This is a genomic window from Enterobacter sp. AC1 (assembly GCF_050434705.1).
GTDB classification, from domain to species: domain Bacteria; phylum Pseudomonadota; class Gammaproteobacteria; order Enterobacterales; family Enterobacteriaceae; genus Enterobacter; species Enterobacter cloacae_L.
This window is the reverse complement of record NZ_JBNDIZ010000012.1, coordinates 41,826-61,997: the sequence shown is the minus strand read 5'-3', so window position 1 is coordinate 61,997 and position 20,172 is coordinate 41,826. Positions and strand designations below refer to the sequence as shown.

At 55.5% G+C, this 20,172-nt stretch carries 21 protein-coding genes; 11 read left to right on the top strand and 10 right to left on the bottom strand.

What is annotated here, in order from left to right:
* Positions 1-13 precede the first annotated feature (13 nt).
* The gene (gene rhaR, locus M2433_RS22630) at positions 14-862 is read left to right on the top strand and encodes an HTH-type transcriptional activator RhaR (protein WP_429057791.1); all 849 of its coding nucleotides are present in this window, start codon (positions 14-16) and stop codon (positions 860-862) included.
* Here rhaR and rhaT read toward each other — a convergent pair whose 3' ends face one another.
* A complete protein-coding gene (gene rhaT / locus M2433_RS22625) occupies positions 863-1,897 on the bottom strand; it encodes an L-rhamnose/proton symporter RhaT (protein ID WP_057072168.1) in 1,035 nt (344 codons plus the stop codon).
* A 288-nt stretch (positions 1,898-2,185) separates the two neighbouring features.
* Here rhaT and sodA point away from each other — a divergent pair, with 288 nt between their 5' ends.
* Together sodA and yiiM are read left to right on the top strand one after the other, a co-directional pair.
* Positions 2,186-2,806, top strand: a complete 621-nt coding sequence (gene sodA, locus M2433_RS22620) for a superoxide dismutase [Mn] (RefSeq protein WP_004203668.1) — start codon at positions 2,186-2,188, stop codon at positions 2,804-2,806.
* Positions 2,807-2,813: 7 nt separating this feature from the next.
* The gene (yiiM, locus tag M2433_RS22615) at positions 2,814-3,551 is read left to right on the top strand and encodes a 6-hydroxyaminopurine reductase (RefSeq protein ID WP_429057789.1); all 738 of its coding nucleotides are present in this window, start codon (positions 2,814-2,816) and stop codon (positions 3,549-3,551) included.
* A 98-nt stretch (positions 3,552-3,649) separates the two neighbouring features.
* Here yiiM and cpxA read toward each other — a convergent pair whose 3' ends face one another.
* Both cpxA and cpxR read right to left on the bottom strand, forming a co-directional pair.
* Positions 3,650-5,023, bottom strand: coding sequence for an envelope stress sensor histidine kinase CpxA (cpxA, locus tag M2433_RS22610; protein WP_023309731.1), 1,374 nt, complete (start codon positions 5,021-5,023; stop codon positions 3,650-3,652).
* Positions 5,020-5,718: an envelope stress response regulator transcription factor CpxR gene (gene cpxR / locus M2433_RS22605; protein WP_006179159.1), complete on the bottom strand. Its 699-nt coding sequence runs from the start codon at positions 5,716-5,718 to the stop codon at positions 5,020-5,022. Before cpxR ends, cpxA begins: the two co-directional genes overlap by 4 nt.
* Positions 5,719-5,868: 150 nt before the next feature.
* On the opposite strand from cpxR, the gene cpxP reads away from it, so the two are divergent.
* The 6 genes from cpxP (at position 5,869) to M2433_RS22575 (ending at position 11,982) form a co-directional block, all read left to right on the top strand.
* Positions 5,869-6,375, top strand: coding sequence for a cell-envelope stress modulator CpxP (cpxP, locus tag M2433_RS22600; RefSeq protein WP_059311790.1), 507 nt, complete (start codon positions 5,869-5,871; stop codon positions 6,373-6,375).
* Between the two features lie 153 nt (positions 6,376-6,528).
* Positions 6,529-7,422, top strand: a complete 894-nt coding sequence (fieF, locus tag M2433_RS22595; RefSeq protein ID WP_429057786.1) for a CDF family cation-efflux transporter FieF — start codon at positions 6,529-6,531, stop codon at positions 7,420-7,422.
* A 174-nt stretch (positions 7,423-7,596) separates the two neighbouring features.
* Positions 7,597-8,559 carry a 6-phosphofructokinase gene (gene pfkA, locus M2433_RS22590; protein ID WP_023309696.1) on the top strand — a complete coding sequence of 321 codons (963 nt, stop codon included), beginning with the start codon at positions 7,597-7,599 and terminating at the stop codon, positions 8,557-8,559.
* 204 nt (positions 8,560-8,763) lie between these two features.
* Positions 8,764-9,753: a sulfate ABC transporter substrate-binding protein gene (locus tag M2433_RS22585; protein WP_134347561.1), complete on the top strand. Its 990-nt coding sequence runs from the start codon at positions 8,764-8,766 to the stop codon at positions 9,751-9,753.
* 107 nt (positions 9,754-9,860) lie between these two features.
* On the top strand, positions 9,861-10,604 hold the full coding sequence (locus M2433_RS22580; protein WP_059311799.1) for a CDP-diacylglycerol diphosphatase: 744 nt from the start codon (positions 9,861-9,863) through the stop codon (positions 10,602-10,604).
* 73 nt (positions 10,605-10,677) lie between these two features.
* On the top strand, positions 10,678-11,982 hold the full coding sequence (locus tag M2433_RS22575; protein WP_429057784.1) for an SLC13 family permease: 1,305 nt from the start codon (positions 10,678-10,680) through the stop codon (positions 11,980-11,982).
* A 47-nt stretch (positions 11,983-12,029) separates the two neighbouring features.
* Here M2433_RS22575 and tpiA read toward each other — a convergent pair whose 3' ends face one another.
* Together tpiA and M2433_RS22565 are read right to left on the bottom strand one after the other, a co-directional pair.
* Positions 12,030-12,797: a triose-phosphate isomerase gene (tpiA, locus tag M2433_RS22570; RefSeq protein ID WP_003862019.1), complete on the bottom strand. Its 768-nt coding sequence runs from the start codon at positions 12,795-12,797 to the stop codon at positions 12,030-12,032.
* A 111-nt stretch (positions 12,798-12,908) separates the two neighbouring features.
* Complete coding sequence (locus M2433_RS22565) at positions 12,909-13,505, bottom strand: DUF1454 family protein (protein WP_429057783.1); 597 nt, start codon at positions 13,503-13,505, stop codon at positions 12,909-12,911.
* Positions 13,506-13,617: 112 nt separating this feature from the next.
* Here M2433_RS22565 and M2433_RS22560 point away from each other — a divergent pair, with 112 nt between their 5' ends.
* Positions 13,618-14,037 (top strand): DUF805 domain-containing protein, encoded by a 420-nt coding sequence (locus tag M2433_RS22560; protein WP_023293600.1) that lies wholly within the window; start codon positions 13,618-13,620, stop codon positions 14,035-14,037.
* On the opposite strand, the gene fpr is transcribed toward M2433_RS22560, so the two are convergent.
* From fpr to M2433_RS22540, 4 genes are all read right to left on the bottom strand, one after another.
* A complete protein-coding gene (gene fpr, locus M2433_RS22555) occupies positions 14,038-14,784 on the bottom strand; it encodes a ferredoxin--NADP(+) reductase (protein ID WP_429057781.1) in 747 nt (248 codons plus the stop codon).
* Between the two features lie 96 nt (positions 14,785-14,880).
* A complete protein-coding gene (glpX, locus tag M2433_RS22550) occupies positions 14,881-15,891 on the bottom strand; it encodes a class II fructose-bisphosphatase (protein ID WP_429057779.1) in 1,011 nt (336 codons plus the stop codon).
* A gap of 154 nt (positions 15,892-16,045) precedes the next feature.
* The gene (gene glpK / locus M2433_RS22545; RefSeq protein ID WP_059311795.1) at positions 16,046-17,554 is read right to left on the bottom strand and encodes a glycerol kinase GlpK; all 1,509 of its coding nucleotides are present in this window, start codon (positions 17,552-17,554) and stop codon (positions 16,046-16,048) included.
* A gap of 21 nt (positions 17,555-17,575) precedes the next feature.
* Entirely contained in the window at positions 17,576-18,421 is an 846-nt protein-coding gene (locus M2433_RS22540) for an MIP/aquaporin family protein (RefSeq protein WP_010436934.1), read from the bottom strand.
* Positions 18,422-18,820: 399 nt separating this feature from the next.
* On the opposite strand from M2433_RS22540, the gene zapB reads away from it, so the two are divergent.
* Complete coding sequence (zapB, locus tag M2433_RS22535; RefSeq protein ID WP_010436935.1) at positions 18,821-19,060, top strand: septal ring assembly protein ZapB; 240 nt, start codon at positions 18,821-18,823, stop codon at positions 19,058-19,060.
* Between the two features lie 582 nt (positions 19,061-19,642).
* On the opposite strand, the gene rraA is transcribed toward zapB, so the two are convergent.
* Complete coding sequence (rraA, locus tag M2433_RS22530) at positions 19,643-20,128, bottom strand: ribonuclease E activity regulator RraA (RefSeq protein ID WP_025758826.1); 486 nt, start codon at positions 20,126-20,128, stop codon at positions 19,643-19,645.
* Between the last annotated feature and the right edge of the window lie 44 nt (positions 20,129-20,172).

Sequence of the window (20,172 nt, the reverse complement as noted above, 5' to 3'; positions counted from 1 at the left end):
TAGAGGTTGTGGTGTGGCCGCTCAGTTAATTCTTCGCAAAGATGACTTTTTTGCCTCCGCGAGCCAGGCCGTCGCGGTGGCCGACCGCTATCCGCAAAATGTCTTTGCCGAGCATACGCACGAGTTTTGCGAGCTGGTGCTGGTGTGGCGCGGCAACGGCTTACACATCCTTAACGGCCGGCCCTACCGCATCACGCGTGGCGATCTGTTTTACATCCGCGCCGAAGACAAACACGCTTACGCCTCGGTTAACGATCTGGTGTTGCAGAACGTTATCTACTGCCCGGACAGGCTCAAACTGAATGTCGACTGGGCGGCCTATATCCCCGGTTTTCTCAATGCCAGAGGCGAACCCCACTGGCGCTTAAGCAGCAACGGCATGGCTCAGGTGCGCCAGACGATCTCCCAGATGGAGCAGGAGAGCCAAAAGCACGATCCGGTGGCAAACCCGATGGCGGAGCTGCTGTTCGCCCAGCTGGTGATGACTCTCAAGCGCCATCGTTACGCTACCGATAACCCCTCCGCAACCGTCCAGGAAGCGCTGCTGGACAAGCTGATCGCCCGGCTTGCGGGCAGCCTGAACAAAAGTTTTGTGCTGGAAAAGTTCTGCGAACAGGAGCAGTGCAGCGAGCGCGCGCTGCGCCAGCAGTTCCGCACCCAGACGGGGATGACGGTGAACCACTACCTGCGCCAGCTGCGCATCTGCCACGCCCAGTACCTGTTGCAGCATACTGAGCTGATGGTGAGCGAAGTGGCGATGCGCTGCGGATTTGAGGACAGTAATTACTTTTCGGTGGTGTTTAACCGCGAGGTGGGGATGACGCCGGTTCAGTGGCGTCATCGCAGTCGAAAGGCGGCGTAGTCAGTTCGCCATGCCGAGGCCGACAATATTCGCGGCAATGATGATCACCACGCAGCCCAGGCTTAGAACGCCCACCGGACGACGCCCGGCGTTATTCCACTCCTTCAGTACCAGCCCAACCAGTCCGCCACACAGCACGTAGAAGCTCATGTGCAGCATCCAGCTTATGTAGTCGTACTGCGGTGGAATGCTGGCGTGGCCCCAGGCGTAGAAAAAGAACTGCAGATACCACATGAGGCCGCCCAGCATCGACAGCAGCACATTGGTGATGATTAAGGATTTTGCCAGTGAGAAATCGGCTTTTACCGACAAATCCTTCACTTTTGCCAGACGAATGAAGCAGAAGCCGAGGTTGACCAGCGCGCCGCCGCCCATGATGACAACGTAGCTTGGCAGTGCCACGTACAGCGGGTCGACGCCCAGCGCGGCGGCCGCTTCGTGCATGGGCTTCGCGGCGTTCATGGCGAACGACATGCCCGCCGAGAAGATGCCGCACATCACTGCCAGCAGCAGCCCTTTCTTCAGATTAAAGTCTTCGGCTTTGATGCCCATCTTGCGCTCTTTCAGCTGACCCGCGCGGGTGACGATACCCACGCCGATCACCGCGACGAGCACGCCCAGCAGCGTCATCTGCCCGCCTTTGGTGTTGAGCAATACGTCAACATTGCCGTTAAGAATGGGCGTCATCAGCGTGCCAACGATCAGCGTAATGCCAATCGCGATGCCGATACCCATCGACATCCCGAGGTAGCGCATGGTCAGGCCGTAGTTGATGTTGCCGATGCCCCACATCGCACCGAACAGAAACACCGGCAGCAAGGTGGAGGCATTGAAGGAGGTGAAGTAGCCCCAGAAATCCGGGAGCAGCATGGCGCTAATGGTCCACGGCAAAATCAGCCAGGACACGGTACCGCCAACCGACCACATGGTTTCCCACGACCACCCTTTCACCTTTTTGAACGGGGCATAGAAACAGGCTGCACTGGCCGCGCCTATTAAATGCCAGAAGATACCCATCGTAATCGCATGATTCATTTTTACGTCCTCATCGTTTTTATAGTCGGTGGCGTCCCTCCGACTTGATGAGTGTAAAAATTAGGCGGTTCAGGAACCTTCAGAAGGTTGCCGCACTTTTGTTCTGGATGGCAATCAGCACGTTAACCGGGTGAGCAGACTCACAATTTTGTGTTTAGGCAAAACCTGAATAACCTTATAAAAACTACGGCATTGATAATCATTTTCAATATCATTTAATTAACTATAATGAACCAACTGCTTACGCGGCATTAACAGCTGTGCCGCCCGACAATAATGGAGAGGATTATGAGTTATACACTGCCATCCCTGCCGTATGCCTACGACGCACTGGAACCGCATTTCGACAAGCAGACGATGGAAATCCATCACACTAAACACCACCAGACCTATGTGAACAACGCGAACGCCGCGCTGGAAAGCCTGCCAGAGTTCGCTAACCTGTCTGCTGAAGAGCTGATCACCAAACTGGACCAGCTGCCAGCGGACAAGAAAACCGTTCTGCGCAACAACGCTGGCGGTCACGCTAACCACAGCCTGTTCTGGAAAGGCCTGAAAACCGGTACCACCCTGCAGGGTGACCTGAAAGCGGCTATCGAGCGCGACTTCGGTTCCGTAGACAACTTCAAAGCGGAATTCGAAAAAGCCGCTGCAACCCGTTTCGGCTCTGGCTGGGCGTGGCTGGTACTGAAAGGTGACAAACTGGCGGTGGTTTCTACCGCTAACCAGGACTCCCCGCTGATGGGTGAAGCGATCTCTGGCGCATCCGGTTTCCCAATCCTGGGTCTGGACGTGTGGGAACACGCTTACTACCTGAAATTCCAGAACCGTCGCCCGGACTACATCAAAGCCTTCTGGGACGTGGTCAACTGGGACGAAGCAGCAGCGCGTTTCGCCGCTAAAAAATAAGGTTGCATTGACGCCTGCGAGAAGCGAGTCTGATGACTCGCTTTTTTTGTATCTGCAGAAAGGAGCAGCGATGCATTATCCGGTGAATGTATTTACAGGCAAGGTAAGGGAATACGACGGCAGCCGCCCGAGCGCCATCGCCAAAATTCAGGTCGACGGTGAGCTGACGCTAACCGACCTCGGGCTTGCGGGCGACGAGCAGGCCGAAAAGAAAATCCACGGCGGGCCGGAGCGCGCGCTGTGCCACTATCCGCGCGAACACTATCAGCACTGGAAAACCGAGTTCCCCGAGCTGGCGGATCTCTTCGTCGCCCCCGCGTTTGGCGAGAACCTCTCCACCGAAGGGCTGACCGAAAAGAACGTGTTTATTGGCGATATCTACCGCTGGGGCGATGCCCTGATTCAGGTGACGCAGCCGCGCTCGCCGTGCTTCAAGCTCAACTTCCATTTCGGCATCCAGGATATGTCAGCCCAGCTGCAAAGCGCGGGTAAAACAGGCTGGCTGTACCGCGTGGTGCTGGCAGGGCAGGTATCAGCGGATGCACCGCTGGTGCTGGCGTCGCGCCTGAGCGATGTCTCCGTGTATGAGGCCTGCGCGATTGCCTGGCATATGCCGTTCGACGACGAGCAGTATCACCGCCTGCTGGCGGCGCCAGGTTTATCCACCAGCTGGACGAGAACGATGCAGAAGCGGCGCTTAAGCGGCAAGATTGAGGATAATTCGCGGAGATTGTGGGGGAAATAATTGCCCCTCACCCCGGCCTCTCCCCAAAGGGGCGAGGGTGAAAAGACCGCACCGAGCCGTCCCCTCTCCCCTATGGGGAGAGGGTTAGGATGAGGGGATTACGAACGCTTATACAGCGGCAGCCACAGCGTTAACCGCAATCCGCCCAGCGGGCTGTCGTCGGCTTTGACCCAGCCGCGGTGCTGCTGCATGGCGGTTTCAACAATCGCCAGACCCAGTCCCGTACCGCCAGACTCGCGGTCGCGCGCCTCGTCGGTGCGGTAGAACGGACGGAAAATCTGCTCGCGATCTTCCGGGCTCACGCCAGGACCGTCGTCATCGACAATCACCGTAATCCCGTCTTTATCCACCGAGAACGCCACCTCAATCTTCGTATGCGAGTAGCGCAGGGCGTTACGCACGATATTCTCCAGCGCGCTTTCCAGCGTGTTGGGGTTACCGTACAGCGGCCATGGCCCCGGCGGGAAGTTGACGGTGAACGATTTGCCCATCTGTTCCGCTTCGAACGCCGCGTTATCCAGCACTTCATGCCACAGATGATTGGCTTTGACCGTTTCGCTGACCAGCGCGTTTTTCTGCTGGTTGCGCGACATGACGAGCAGGTCGTTGATCATACTGTCCAGGCGGTGAGCTTCCGTTTCAATACGCTCCAGCTCCTTGCTCTCACCGCTGCGGCGACGCAGCAGCGCGGTGCCAAGCTGCAGGCGCGTGAGCGGGGTGCGCAGTTCGTGCGAGATATCCGACAGCAGGCGCTGCTGTGCCGTCATCATGCGATCGAGCGCGCTCACCATCTGGTTAAAACTGGTCCCGGCGGCAAGGAACTCCTGCGGTCCGGCTTCCAGTTCAGGATGCTGTCGCAGGTTGCCCTGAGCCACCTCATCGGCGGCATTTTTCAGCTTACGTGCCGGTTTTGCCAGGCTCCACGCCAGCCATAACAGCAGCGGCGAGCTGACCAGCATGGTAACAATCAGCAGCAGAAGCGGACGGTCAAACAGCAGGTTAATAAAATCGGACTGGGAGTTGCTCGCCGGGCGGATCAGGTAGAGCTGATAATTATCCTCCCCGTCCCTGACGGAGAAAGGCCCCACCATCTCTACGCGGCCATATTTCTTCTTCTGGGGGTGATCGGCGTTATCCGCCTGGCCAATGAAGTTGCGGATGATCTGCATCTCGTTGCGATCGGCCCCAATCACGCGGCCTTCGCTGGTGACCAGCAAAAGACGCTGCCCGGGCGGCGCCCATTTGTCGATAGCGCGAAACAGCCTGCGCCACCACATCAAATCGTTCGGCGGATCGTTTGCCAGCTCGGCTTCCACGTGCTGCTCGATCATCACGCCCTGACGTTGCTCGCTGTCGAGAAGCTCCGTCATCTGGCGTGAGTCGAGTTTTGGCAACATCAGTACGAGCATTAAAACCAGTGCCAGCGTCAGCCAGAAGATGGCGAAGATGCGGGCGGTTAAGCTTCCTATCATGAAGCGGAAACCATCAGATAACCGCGACCACGCAGGGTTTTAAACCATGGGTGACCGTCCTTACGCTCCGGCAGCTTACGGCGCAGGTTAGAGATGTGCATGTCGATGGCGCGGTCAAACGGGGTGAGGCGTTTGCCCAGCACTTCCTGACTTAAATGTTCACGCGATACCACCTGGCCGAGATGCTGCGCCAGCAAATAAAGCAGGGTGAACTCCGTGCCGGTGAGTTCCAGCGTCTGGCCATCGAAGCTCGCTTCCTGGCGGCCCGGGTTCAGGCTCAGGGAATCGACTTCAAGGGTGGGTGAGCTGTTGTCGGTATTCTGCTGCTGCTCGCTCCAGTGGGAACGTCGCAGGATAGCGCGAATACGGGCAACCAGTTCACGGTCGTTAAATGGCTTGGGTAAATAGTCATCCGCGCCCAGCTCAAGGCCGAGTACGCGATCAAGTTCGCTGCCGCGTGCGGTCAGCATGATAACGGGAGTCTGGTGTGTCTGGCGAAGCTCTTTCAACGTATCGATACCGTTCTTCTTTGGCATCATCACGTCGAGCAAAAGTAAATCGATGCTGTCGTCAAGGAGACTCAGCGCCTGCTCGCCATCATGGGCAACCAGGACGTTGAAACCTTCCATGTCGAGCAACTCCTTTAAAAGGGATGTGAGCTCTCGGTCATCATCAACTAACAGGATTTTATTCATTGTTTAAATACCTCCGAGGCAGAAATTACGACATCAAGGCTGTCTAATCCATGACTTTACGTTGTTTTACACCCCCTGACGCATGTTTGCAGCCTGAATCGTAGACTGTCTCTCGTTGAATCGCGACACGAAAGATTTTGGGAGCAAGTGATGCGCAAAGTTACCGCTGCCGTCATGGCCTCAACGCTGGCGTTCAGTGCGTTTAGCCAGGCTGCTGTAGCTATCATCAGCGATAACGGTTCCTCAAAAGAGGACACAACGCAGCACAGTAGCCAAAGCCATATGTTTGACGGCATAAGTTTAACCGAACATCAGCGTCAACAGATGCGAGATCTGATGCAGAGGGCAAGACATGACCAGCCCCCTGTTAATGTTAGCGAAATGGAGACAATGCATCGCCTTGTCACCGCAGAAAATTTTGACGAAAGCGCGGTTCGCGCTCAGGCCGAAAAAATGGCACAGGAACAGATTGCTCGCCAGGTAGAGATGGCGAAGGTCCGCAACCAGATGTTCCACCTGCTAACGCCCGAGCAGCAAGCGGTTTTGAATACCAAACATCAGCAGCGAATGGACCAGCTGCGCGAGGTTGCACGGATGCAGCGAAGCTCAGAAACGACGTTTTTCAGTAGCAATAGCAGTACCCGTAGTAACCAGTAAACCCTGTTTTCCTTGCCATAGACACCATCCCTGTCTTCCCCCACATGATGTGGGGGTTTTTTTTGCCCCGCATTCTGATTCGTTAACCGTTTATTCATCCTAAGACTCCTCATGCTTCCGTTATACTAGCGGCATGACATGACAGGAGCGTTTATGAATCAATCCTATGGAAGACTGGTAAGCCGGGCCGCCATGGCCGCGACGGTAATGGCGTCGTGTTTGCTGGTCATCAAGGTTTTCGCGTGGTGGTATACCGGCTCGGTCAGTATTCTGGCGGCGCTGGTGGACTCGCTGGTGGACATTGCCGCCTCGTTGACCAACCTGCTGGTGGTGCGTTACTCGCTGCAGCCGGCAGATGAAGAGCACACGTTTGGGCACGGCAAAGCGGAGTCGCTGGCCGCGCTGGCGCAAAGTATGTTCATTTCCGGTTCTGCGCTGTTCCTGTTTTTAACCGGCATTCAGCATCTCGTCTCGCCGACTCCGATGAAGGATCCCGGTGTAGGCGTGATTGTGACCATCGTTGCACTTATATGCACAATTGTTCTGGTAACGTTCCAGCGCTGGGTTGTTCGCAAAACGCAAAGTCAGGCTGTACGGGCGGATATGCTTCATTATCAATCTGATGTTATGATGAATGGGGCTATTCTTATTGCGCTCGGTCTGGCCTGGTATGGCTGGCATCGGGCCGATGCGTTGTTTGCGTTAGGGATTGGTATCTATATTTTATATAGCGCCCTGCGGATGGGGTACGAAGCGGTGCAATCACTGCTTGACCGCGCCCTCCCTGACTCGGAACGCAATGAAATTTTTTCTATCGTGACCTCCTGGCCCGGCGTCAGCGGTGCACACGATCTTCGAACGCGGCAGTCAGGGCCGACCCGCTTTATTCAGATTCATATTGAAATGGAAGACAACCTGCCACTGGTTCAGGCTCACGTTATTGCTGAGCAGGTCGAGCAGGCGATTTTGCAGCGTTTTCCTGGTTCAGACGTCATCATTCACCAGGATCCCTGCTCGGTTGTACCCGGACATGTTGGGCTTTCGTAATTCGTTGTAAAAAAGTGAGCCAGGCCAGCATTTTGTGTATAAATTACCGCCATTTGGTCTGACCTGAATCAATTCAGCTGGAAGGGATTGATATACTATTTGCAGTATTCGTTGGTCGATAAATTTCTTCCGGCAACAGATTTCAATTTTGCATTCCTAAGTTCAGAGGTAGTCATGATTAAGAAAATCGGTGTGTTGACAAGCGGCGGTGATGCGCCGGGCATGAACGCGGCAATTCGTGGTGTTGTCCGTGCAGCGCTGACGGAAGGCCTGGAAGTTTTTGGCGTTTATGACGGTTATCTGGGCCTGTATGAAGATCGTATGGTTCAGCTTGACCGCTACAGCGTGTCTGACATGATCAACCGTGGCGGTACTTTCCTCGGTTCTGCGCGCTTCCCGGAATTCCGTGATGAACACGTGCGTGAAGTGGCTATCGAAAACATGAAAAAACGCGGCCTGGATGCTCTGGTGGTTATCGGTGGTGACGGCTCCTATATGGGCGCAAAACGTCTGACCGAAATGGGCTTCCCGTGCATCGGCCTGCCAGGCACTATCGACAACGACATCAAAGGCACTGACTACACGATCGGCTTCTTCACTGCGCTGGGTACCGTTGTTGAAGCGATTGACCGTCTGCGTGACACCTCGTCTTCTCACCAGCGTATCTCCATCGTAGAAGTGATGGGCCGTTACTGTGGCGACCTGACTCTGGCGGCAGCCATTGCGGGCGGCTGTGAGTTTATCGTCGTGCCAGAAGTCGAATTTAGCCGTGAAGATCTGGTGGCTGAAATCAAAGCGGGCATCGCGAAAGGTAAAAAACACGCGATCGTGGCTATCACCGAGCACATCTGTGACGTTGACGAACTGGCGAAGTACATCGAAGCGGAAACCAAGCGCGAAACCCGCGCAACCGTTCTGGGTCACATCCAGCGTGGCGGTTCCCCTGGCCCTTATGACCGTATCCTGGCATCCCGTATGGGCGCGTACGCTATCGATCTGCTGCTGCAGGGCCACGGTGGCCGCTGCGTCGGTATTCAAAACGAAAAACTGGTTCACCATGACATCATCGACGCCATTGAAAACATGAAGCGTCCGTTTAAAGGTGACTGGCTGGACTGCGCGAAAAAACTGTATTGATCGGCATCCAGCGTAAATGCAAAACGGTAACCCCTGGGTTACCGTTTTTTTATGTTTGCTCCCTCTCCCGTGGGTGAGGGCATCAGGCCACTCATTCACTTGTTTATTCCACTACGTTATAGCCAATCTTTTTTTATTCTTTAATCCTCGATTCGCTTTCTGGCACGCTGCATTCATCAAAACACTACATAAGAGAGCTGGGCGATGAATAAATGGGGCGTGGGTTTTACATTATTGCTGGCATCGACCAGCGTTCTGGCTAAGGACATCCAGTTACTGAACGTGTCATACGACCCGACGCGTGAACTGTACGAGCAATACAACAAAGCGTTTGCGGCACACTGGAAGCAGGAAACCGGCGACAATGTGGTGGTTCGCCAGTCTCACGGTGGTTCTGGCAAGCAGGCAACCTCCGTCATCAACGGCATTGAAGCCGACGTGGTAACCCTGGCGCTGGCCTACGATGTTGATGCTATCGCCGAGCGTGGCCGTATCGACAAAAACTGGATCAAACGCCTGCCGGATAACTCCGCGCCATACACCTCGACCATCGTTTTCCTGGTGCGTAAAGGCAACCCGAAACAGATCCATGACTGGAATGACCTGGTTAAACCAGGCGTGTCAGTCATCACACCAAACCCGAAAAGCTCGGGTGGCGCTCGCTGGAACTACCTGGGCGCGTGGGGCTACGCGCTGCATCACAACAATGGCGACCAGGCCAAAGCGCAGGAATTCGTGAAAGCGCTGTATAAAAACGTTGAGGTGCTGGACTCCGGCGCGCGTGGCGCCACCAACACCTTCGTCGAGCGCGGGATTGGCGACGTGCTGATCGCATGGGAAAACGAAGCCCTGCTGGCCACCAACGAGCTGGGTAAAGACAAGTTTGAGATCGTGACCCCAAGCGAATCGATTCTGGCTGAGCCGACCGTCTCTGTAGTTGATAAAGTGGTTGAGAAGAAAGACACCAAAGCGGTAGCTGAAGCGTACCTGAAGTATCTCTACTCGCCAGAAGGTCAGGAAATTGCGGCGAAAAACTTCTATCGTCCACGCGATCCGGCGGTTGCGAAGAAATACGAAAGCGTCTTCCCTAAACTGAAGCTCTTCACCATTGATGACGAGTTCGGCGGCTGGACGAAAGCGCAGAAAGAGCACTTCTCTAACGGCGGCACTTTCGACCAGATTAGCCAGCGCTAACCATTAGCCAATGACACGGTAACCCGGCGTGAGAAATCCGCCGGGTTTTTTATTTGGTCATCATTTTGCGTTACTCTTTTGCCTCTATTGAAAACAGGGAACGCGTTGTGAAAAAAATTATCGTATTGATCCTGATTGTCATCGCCCTTGCCGCTGGCGGCGCGTACTGGATGAAGGCGGGTAATCCGAATGCGTTGCGACATATCGTTCTCGACCAGTGTGTGCCGAATCAAATCCAGAACCGTAACCCGGCGCCGTGTGCGCAGGTGAAAACGGATGCAGGCTACGTGGTGTTTAAAGACCGCAACGGGCCGCTGCAGTATCTGCTGATGCCAACCTACCGCATCAACGGCACCGAAAGCCCGCTTTTGACCGAATCACATACGCCGAATTTTTTCTGGCTGGCCTGGCAGTCGCGAAGCTTTATGACGTTGAAGCGTGGCTCCGAGGTCCCTGACAGCGCTATTTCGCTGACGATCAACTCCCCGACGGGCCGTACGCAAAATCATTTTCATATTCATATCTCCTGCCTGCGCCCGGACGTGCGTGAGAAGCTCAATGCGGCTCAGGGAGAAATCACCACCCAGTGGCTACCGTTCCCGGGCGGGCTGGAAGGGCATGAATATCTTGCCCGTCGAGTGACGGAGAATGAGCTGGTCCAGCGCAGCCCGTTTATGATGCTGGCAGAAGAGCTGCCGGAAGCGCGCGACCATATGGGGCGCTTCGCGCTGGCAATGGCGCAGCAGTCGGACGGCTCGTTTGTGTTGCTGGCGACCGAGCGCAACCTGCTGATGCTGAACCGCGCATCGGCTGAGGAATTGCAGGATCATCAATGCGATATCCTGAAGTGACCCCACTATAAATAGCGTTTACTCGTCCTGCCTGTCGCCGTAGACTTGCTGAAAAATTCTACAGGAGACAGGTATGTCGCTCTGGTTAACGTATCCTCTGCTGCTGCCCTCGCTGATCGTTGGCGTCACCATCGTGCTCTGGGCGACGTCGCTTTTGCCGGAGTTTATCACCGCGCTGCTGTTCTTCACGGCGGCGATGACCGCGAAAATTGCCCCGCCGGAGACGGTCTTCGGCGGTTTTGCCTCGTCGGCTTTCTGGCTGGTCTTCAGCGGCTTTGTGCTCGGCGTGGCGATACGTAAAACCGGACTGGCGGACAGGGCCGCCCGGGCGTTGTCTGCAAAGCTCACCGACTCCTGGGTATTGATGGTGGCGAGCGTGGTGCTGCTGAGCTACGCGCTGGCGTTTGTGATGCCGTCGAATATGGGACGTATTGCGCTGCTGATGCCGATTGTCGCCGCGATGGCTAAACGTGCTGGTATCCCTGACGGCTCCCGCGCCTGGTTTGGTCTGGCGCTGGCGGTTGGGTTCGGGACTTTCCAGCTCTCGGCGACGATTCTGCCTGCTAACGTTCCTAACCTGGTCATGAGCGGTGCGGCGGAAGGCTCGTACGGCATCCATCTGAACTATGTCCCGTATCTGCTGCTGCACACGCCGGTGCTGGGCATTCTCAAAGGCCTGATCCTGATCGGCCTGATCTGCTGGCTTTTTCCCGGCAGCCCAAAGCCACCGAAGGAACTAGCACCGTCTGAACCCATGGGGCGCGATGAAAAGCGTCTTGCCTGGCTGCTGGCGGTGGTGCTGGGGATGTGGGTGACGGAAAGCTGGCACGGCATTGGGCCCGCGTGGACGGGGCTGGCGGCATCGGTCATCGTTATGCTGCCGCGCGTTGGCTTTATCACCGGAGAGGAGTTTTCTGCGGGGGTGAATATGCGTACCTGTATCTATGTTGCAGGTATTCTTGGGCTGGCGACTGTCGTGACGCAAACCGGTATCGGAACGGCGGTGGGAGAGGCGTTGCTCCGCATTATGCCGCTGGATGCAGATAAACCGTTCACCAGTTTCCTGGCGCTGACCGGTATTACCACAGCGCTCAACTTCATTATGACCGCCAACGGCGTTCCGGCGCTGTACACTACCCTGGCACAGAGCTTTTCGGATGCGACCGGCTTCCCGCTGCTGTCGGTGATCATGATTCAGGTGCTGGGCTATTCCACGCCGCTGCTGCCGTATCAGGCGTCACCGATTGTCGTGGCGATGGGCTTAGGGAAGGTGCCTGCAAAGGCGGGGATGCTGCTCTGTCTGGCGCTGGCGATTGCCACGTATCTGGTGCTGCTGCCGCTGGATTATTTGTGGTTTAGCGTCTTAGGTCGTTTGTAGCGATCTTGTCGGGCGGGTAAGCGCAAGCGCCACCCGCCACAACAGCATTACGCCTGTTTAGCCGCTTCTGCTGCTTTCACGATCACCGCGAAAGCGTCAGCTTTCAGGGATGCACCGCCAACCAGCGCGCCATCGATGTCTGGCTGGGTGAACAGCTCAGCAGCGTTGGATGCATTAACGGAACCGCCGTACTGGATGATGACCTGCTCAGCCACTTTCGCGTCTGCTTTAGCAATGTGATCGCGGATGAATTTGTGAACCGCCTGCGCCTGTGCAGGGGTTGCAGATTTGCCGGTACCGATCGCCCAAACTGGCTCGTATGCGATAACCGCGCCTTCGAACGCTGCCGCGCCCTGGGTTTTCAGCACCGCGTCGATCTGACGTGCGCACACTTCTTCGGTTTTGCCTGCTTCGTTTTCTGCTTCGGTTTCACCGATGCACAGAACCGGGATCAGACCCTGCTCTTTCAGCACGGCGAATTTCTTCGCGATGAACTCGTCGGATTCTTTGTGGTAGGTGCGACGCTCGGAGTGGCCGATGATGATGTATTTCGCGCCGATATCTTTCAGCATTTCAGCGGAGGTTTCACCGGTGAACGCGCCAGACAGGTTAACGTCAACGTTCTGCGCGCCCAGAATGATGTGGCTGCCGTCAGCGGCGCGTTTAGCCAGATCCAGGTACATATCCGGCGGAGCGATAGCAACCGCGCAGCCGGTCACGCCAGCCAGCTCTTTACGCAGGTTCGCAACCAGTTCGTTTACCATGTGGCGGCTGCCGTTCAGTTTCCAGTTACCCATCACTAAAGGATGTCGCATTTCAATTCTCCACGCTAAATAAGCGAATTAAGGAATATGGCCACCCTGACGGGCAGCATGGTCTGTGAATCAGTATAGAGATTTTCCCTCGAAAGGCTTTGCTTTTTGTCATTAATTCGCCCCGCCAAGGGTGTCAGATAGTGCCAGCTTAATCGGTTCAACTGCGAAGGTCAGTCCTTTTTCGCCGTTGTCTGCCACAACATAGCGGATCGCGCCTTCGGTATCGGCGTAGTAACGCTTATTTTTACCGGCGGTCAGGAGTTTTTGCAGCTTTTGCTGGCTTTGTTTTTTCGTTAGCGCAGGGGTAAAAGCCTGCAATACTGCGCTCATGTACTCCATCGCCTTCGCCTTAGCGGCTTTCTGCTCAGGCCCCTGTATCGGCAGCCAGGTGATTTGCATGCTTTTGATTTTTAACGTACCGCGCTCCAGCGCCGTGGAAGCATACAAATTCTCGTTAATCTTGCTTGCCGCACGGGTCAGGGTAGGGGTATCGCGGGAGCCATCAATGGCGCGAAATTCATCCAGCGGCAGCGTTGGATTGACCTGATTAAAGGTTTCACGAAACTGGCTGATGGACTGATCGAACGACGGCGCGCCCGCCAGCAGATACGGCGCGGTGGCCGGGGCAGTGGTTTCGGCGGCGTGCAGGGGAATACCCGCGCCGAGTAGCGCTAAACACAGGTAAAGAGAACGTGCCGAACTTTTCATCAACATTGCCCCTGGCCGTAAGTGCTCATGATTAAAACGATATCTGGTCGGCTTGTCAAAAGGTCACAACTCCAGGGTAAAATGCGCGCTATACGATAATAAGGAACCTTACATGACCATACAGCAGTGGCTGTTTTCATTCAAAGGGCGTATTGGACGCCGTGATTTCTGGATCTGGATGGTGACGTGGGTTGTCGCCATGCTGCTTCTGTTTTTCGTTGCTTACAATGCCTGGCTGAGCACGCAAACGGCGGCCTTCGCGCTGGTCTGCCTGCTATGGCCAACGGCCGCCGTCGTGGTGAAACGTCTGCACGATCGCGGTCGTTCCGGCGCGTGGGCATTTCTGATTATTCTGGCGTGGATGCTGGTGGCAGGAAACTGGGCGATGCTTCCGTCCATTCTGCCGTGGGTCGTGGGCAGGCTCCTGCCGTCGGTCATCTTCGTGATGATGATTGTCGATCTGGGCGCGTTTATCGGCACCCAGAGCGAAAACAAATACGGTAAAGATACCGTTGAGGTGAAGTACCGCTGATCACCAGTAGTGTTCGGCGGTCATATGGCCCGGCCGGCGGCGAAGATGTTTCGTCATCTGCCGGGTATCCTTCAGAAGCTGCTGCGTGTCCCGCACCATCTGAGGGTTACCACACAGCATGACGTGGCTGGTTTCAGCGTTTAACGGCAATCCAACAGCCTCTTCCAGGGCGCCGCTCTCAATAAGCGCCGGCACGCGACCGGTAAGCGTGCCTGCTACGGTTTCACGGCTGACCACCGTCTGAATCTTTAACTTTCTGCCGTACTGCTGTGCCAGCGCCTGCATCTGCGGCAGGTAGCTCAGGTCTGCGGCGTAGCGCGCAGCGTGAACCAGCACGATGTTTTTAAAACGCTCAAGATCTTTTCCGTACTGCAAAATAGAGAGATAAGGGCCGATGGCCGTACCGGTTGCCAGCATCCAGAGCGTGTCACAATCTGGGATCTCTTCGAGCACAAAGAAGCCTGCCGCTTCACTCACAATTTGCACCTCGTCGCCGGGTTTAAGCGCGGCAAGGCGCGGGCTGAGTTTGCCGTCCGGAACGGTGACAAGATAGAACTCGAGGTCCGGGTTATCAGGTGCGTTAACGTAAGAGTAGGCGCGCTGCACGCGCTCGCCGTCGACATCCAGCCCCAGCTTCGCAAATTGCCCGGCTTTAAACGGGTGGACGGGAGCATGTACGGTGAGACTAAATAGCGCATCGGTCCAGAACTGTATCTTTGTGACTTTACCTGTTACCCAGTCCGCCATGATCTTCTCCTGTGCTGTTTCTCTGTTCTATCTTCCGTACTTATGGTGACAATTTCCAGCCCGTCAGGGCCGGAAAGCTCTATCGATCAAACGGCTTTACAGAATGTGCGTCTGCACGTCCGGGTCTTTACGGTCGAGATAGTGAATAGACTGGATGCGGCGAATAGTGCGCGATTTACCGCGGATCAGCAGCGTTTCAGTGGTGGCCATATTGCCCTTACGGCTAATACCGTCCAGCAGATCGCCTTTAGTGATGCCGGTTGCCGAGAAGACGACGTTATCGCTACGGGCCATCTCGTCCAGCGCGAGAACTTTATTGGCCTCGATACCCATCGCTTCGCAGCGTGCCAGCTCATTTTCCCCGATGCGGCGGTTCTCTTCGCTGTCGCCTTTCACCTCATGGCGGGGCAGCAGACGGGCCTGCATATCGCCATCCAGCGCGCGGATCACGGCTGCTGATACCACACCTTCCGGCGCACCGCCGATGCCGTACAGCACGTCCACTTCGCTGTCCGGCATGCAGGTCAGAATAGAGGCAGCAACGTCACCATCAGGAATGGCAAACACCCGCACGCCGAGCTTTTGCATCTGCGCGATGGTGGCGTCGTGGCGCGGTTTGGCCAGAATAGTCACGGTAAGTTCGCTAAGGGGTTTGCCCAGGGCTTTTGCGACGTTGCGCAGGTTCTCTTCCAGCGGCAGGCTGAGGTCGATTGCGCCCTTCGCGCCAGGTCCGACAATCAGCTTTTCCATATACATATCCGGCGCGTTGAGGAAGCAGCCTTTATCGCCTACCGCCAGCACAGCCAGGGCATTGGCCTGACCCATTGCCGTCATGCGGGTGCCTTCGATCGGGTCGACGGCAATATCCACGGCATCGCCGTTGCCGGTACCGACTTTTTCACCGATATAGAGCATCGGCGCTTCGTCGATTTCGCCTTCACCGATCACGATAGTGCCGTCGATGTTGACCTGGTTAAGCACAATGCGCATGGCATGGACGGCGGCGCCGTCTGCGGTATTTTTGTCACCACGACCCAGCCATTTATAGCCTGCGAGGGCAGCTGCTTCGGTGACGCGGGAAAACTCGATAGCAAGTTCACGTTTCATGAGGTACTCGTGCAATCAAAAGGAATTGCACGAAGTTTATCACAGAGTGGGTAAGGTGCGGCCTGTACTCCCCTCACCCTAACCCTCTCCCCAAAGGGGCGAGGGGACTTAAAACACCCTCTCCCCTTTGGGGAGAGGGTCGGGGTGAGGGGGATTACTCGTCGTGCTCTTCCCACGCCAGAGCGCGTTTCACCGCTTTTTTCCAGCCGCTGTAGCGGAAGTTACGCTCGGTGGTTTCGATGCCAGGGCGGAATTCGCGTTCGATCACCGCTTTTTCCTGCAGCTCGTCCAGGTTCTGCCAGAAGCCTACCGCCAGACCGGCAAGGTACGCCGCGCCCAGCGCCGTCACTTCACGCACTTCCGGGCGCTCCACGCGGGTGCCCAGAATGTCGGACTGGAACTGCATCAGGAAGTTGTTCGCAACCGCACCGCCGTCCACGCGCAGGGCATGCAGACGAATGCCGGAGTCAGCCTGCATCGCTTCCAGCACGTCGCGCGTCTGATAGGCGATAGATTCCAGAGTGGCGCGAATAATGTGGTTAGCGTTCACACCACGCGTCAGGCCGAAAATTGCGCCGCGTGCATACGGATCCCAGTACGGTGCGCCCAGACCGGTGAACGCAGGCACCACGTACACGCCGTTGGTGTCTTTCACTTTGGTCGCGAAGTATTCGGAGTCGAACGCATCGCTGATCAGCTTCATCTCATCACGCAGCCACTGGATAGACGCACCGGCCATGAACACCGCACCTTCCAGGGCATAGTTCACTTCGCCGCGCGGGCCGCAGGCGATGGTGGTCAGCAGGCCGTTTTCTGATTTCACCGCTTTCTCGCCGGTGTTCATCAGCATAAAGCAGCCGGTGCCGTAGGTATTCTTCGCCATCCCTTCTTTAACGCAAAGCTGGCCGAACAGCGCCGCCTGCTGGTCACCGGCGATACCGGCGATAGGAATACGCGTACCGCCTTTACCCCCGATGTTGGTCTGGCCGTATACTTCAGAAGACTTGCGCACTTCAGGCAGCATCGCGCGCGGGATATCCAGCGCGTCCAGCATCTTGTCATCCCACTCCAGGGTGTTGATGTTGAACAGCATAGTACGCGAGGCGTTGGTGTAGTCGGTGACGTGGACGCGTCCCTGAGTCATCTTCCAGATAAGCCAGGTGTCAACGGTGCCGAACAGCAGCTCGCCGCGCTTAGCACGCTCACGTGAACCTTCCACGTGGTCGAGGATCCACTTCACTTTGGTGCCGGAGAAATACGGGTCAATCACCAGGCCTGTTGCGCTACGGATGTAATCTTCCATGCCCTCGCGCTTCAGTTTTTCGCAAATTTCTGAGGTACGGCGGCACTGCCAGACGATGGCGTTGTAAATAGGCTTACCGGTTTCGCGCTCCCAGACGACGGTGGTCTCACGCTGGTTGGTAATACCAATGGCGGCAATCTCGTCGGAACTGATATCTGCCTTCGCCAGCACTTCGACCAGCGTGGAGCTTTGTGACGCCCAGATCTCCATCGGGTCGTGTTCTACCCAGCCTGGACGAGGATAAATTTGTTCAAATTCGCGCTGTGACACGCTGACGATGTTCGCGTCATGATCCATTACGACAGCGCGGGAGCTGGTAGTGCCCTGGTCGAGCGCAACGATATATTTTTTTTCGGTCATGGTATGTGTCCCGTAGTCAGATTACAGCGAAGCTTTTTGTTGTGCGGTAGAAGTCGTTTCCTTCTCCTCTTCCACACAGGTGTCGCACGGTAAGTGGCGACCAATTAATTTGCGATAGCCAAATGCGCCGAGTGCCGCCCCTACGATTGGCCCGAACAGCGGTACCAGGAAGTAAGGAATATCTTTGCCACCGGTGAAGGCCACGTCGCCCCATCCTGCAAAGAAGGCGAAGGTTTTTGGACCCAGGTCACGCGCCGGGTTCATCGCAAACCCTGTTAATGGGCCCATGGACGCACCGATAACGGCGATCAGCAGGCCAATCAGTAATGGCGCCAGAGGGCCACGCGGAATGCCGTTGCCATCATCGCCCAGCGCCATAATGACGCCCATCAGAATAGCGGTAATCACCATTTCAACTGCGAACGCCTGCACAAAATTGATATGCGGGTTTGGATAGGTTGAGAAGATACCTGCCAGATCCAGACTTTCGACGCTGCCGCGCACCATATGATGCGTCTGTTCGAAGTCGATGAAAAGATTGTAATAAAGCCCGTAAACTAACGCCGCTGCGCAAAACGCGCCGGCAAACTGAGAAATAATGAAAGGAACAACTTTGCGTCCGTCGAAGCACGCAAACAGCCACAGTGCGATAGTCACCGCCGGGTTAAGATGTGCACCGGAAACCCCTGCAGTCAGGTAGATGGCCATCGCCACGCCCAGACCCCAGATGATACTGATTTCCCACTGACCAAAACTGGCACCCGCCACTTTCAGTGCAGCGACACAGCCCACTCCGAAGAATATCAGCAACCCGGTACCAAGGAACTCGGCAATGCACTGGCCTTTTAAGGTTGATGTCTGACTCATAATCGGAATCCTGAAGAGATTGATGTTTATTGTTAGCATGGCCGCCCGTGACAGCCACGATGTCCTGTAGACATAGTGTTAATTTATCGTTAACGAGCAAAAACGAGAAATATCGAAATCAAAATGTGTGGTCTGTGTCAATAAAATGAGCGTTTTCGCGCCATAAAGCACATTTTTGCATCAGCGTCGGAATGTGAGCTGAATCATTTCATTAACGAATGAGTTAACAATTTAGGGGTATATGACGCGAACGCACCAGGACCAGACCTAAAAGTGTTGCAAACCGCGATCTGCGCGGTGTGTCGCTGGACACAGAGCGCCGCGCTCCATACAATCGACGGTATATGTCGTGCGCGTTTATGTTAAAGCGTCGCCTTGCAATTCAGGAGAGGTAGCATCATGTCTTTAGAAGTGTTTGAGAAACTGGAATCGAAAGTACAGCAGGCGATTGACACCATCACCCTGCTGCAGATGGAAATTGAAGAGCTGAAAGAGAAGAACAACAGCCTGGCGCAGGAAGTTCAGAACGCTCAGCACGGCCGCGAAGAACTGGAGCGCGAAAACAACCAGCTGCGTGAACAGCAGAACGGCTGGCAGGATCGCCTGCAGGCGCTGCTGGGACGTATGGAAGAAGTCTGATCCCCTTAAGGATTACTGACCAGGCCGGGTAAGGCGAAGCCGCCACCCGGCTTTTTTATGGTTATCGCTCGCGGATTTCAACCATAAAAAAGGCCGCCCGAGGCGGCCTTAACGCTACTTGTCCTGCGCTGTCATAGCATAAGCAACAAACCCACTCGGTTCATCACTCTTTACCACGAGTACGCTGGCGACAATGAACGCGATACATAAATAGCGTTTCATTATGCGGTCCCTGCAGCTAACCGCTCCACCGTTCACCACCGGTGATAAGTCGGTGGACTCAAGCCCGGTTAAAGGTTGCTTTACGGTTGTGAATACACCTTTCCCTGGACCGATGCCCATGTGCGAGATGGCGGAAAGGGACGATGCATCATAATGAGCAACAGTAGCGTAGTTAAGGCCTTCAGAGGAAATTAGGAATTTATAAAGGGTCGACGGGGATTACCAGAGGGATGAACCAAGGTAAGATAAAAATCCTGGTTAAAGGTTGCAAGATAACCCAACGGACCGCGAATCCCGAGGGACAAAAAAACCGCCACATTGCTGTTGGCGGTTTTTTTATGGTTCACGCTGACTGTTCTACTACTCGATATCCAGCGGATCTTCGGAAAGGATAATGCCGGTATTATCGGCGTAGAGATGGTCCCCGGAGAAGAAAGTCACGCCGCCGAAATTAACGCGCACGTCGCTTTCGCCGATGCCGTCACCCGCCGCCCCTACCGGTATGGCCGCGATGGCCTGAATCCCGATATCCAGCTCTTCCAGATCGTCCACCTGGCGCACGGAACCGTACACTACAAGGCCTTCCCACTCATTCTGAACGGCAATGCCGGCCAGTTCAGCATCAATTAATGCGCGGCGCACGGAACCGCCGCCGTCGACCACAAGAACGCGGCCGCGACCGTTCTGCTCGAGCAGATCGTACAGCAACCCGTTGTCCTCGAAACATTTCACCGTGACGATTTGACCGCCAAATGACGACCGTCCACCAAAGTTGGAGAACAGCGGTTCAACGACGTTGACATCTTCCTGGTAGATGTCACAGAGCTCGGAGGTATCGTATTTCATAGGTTTAACGCTCGGTTGCTGCGAATGTGTTCAGTATATCGTGC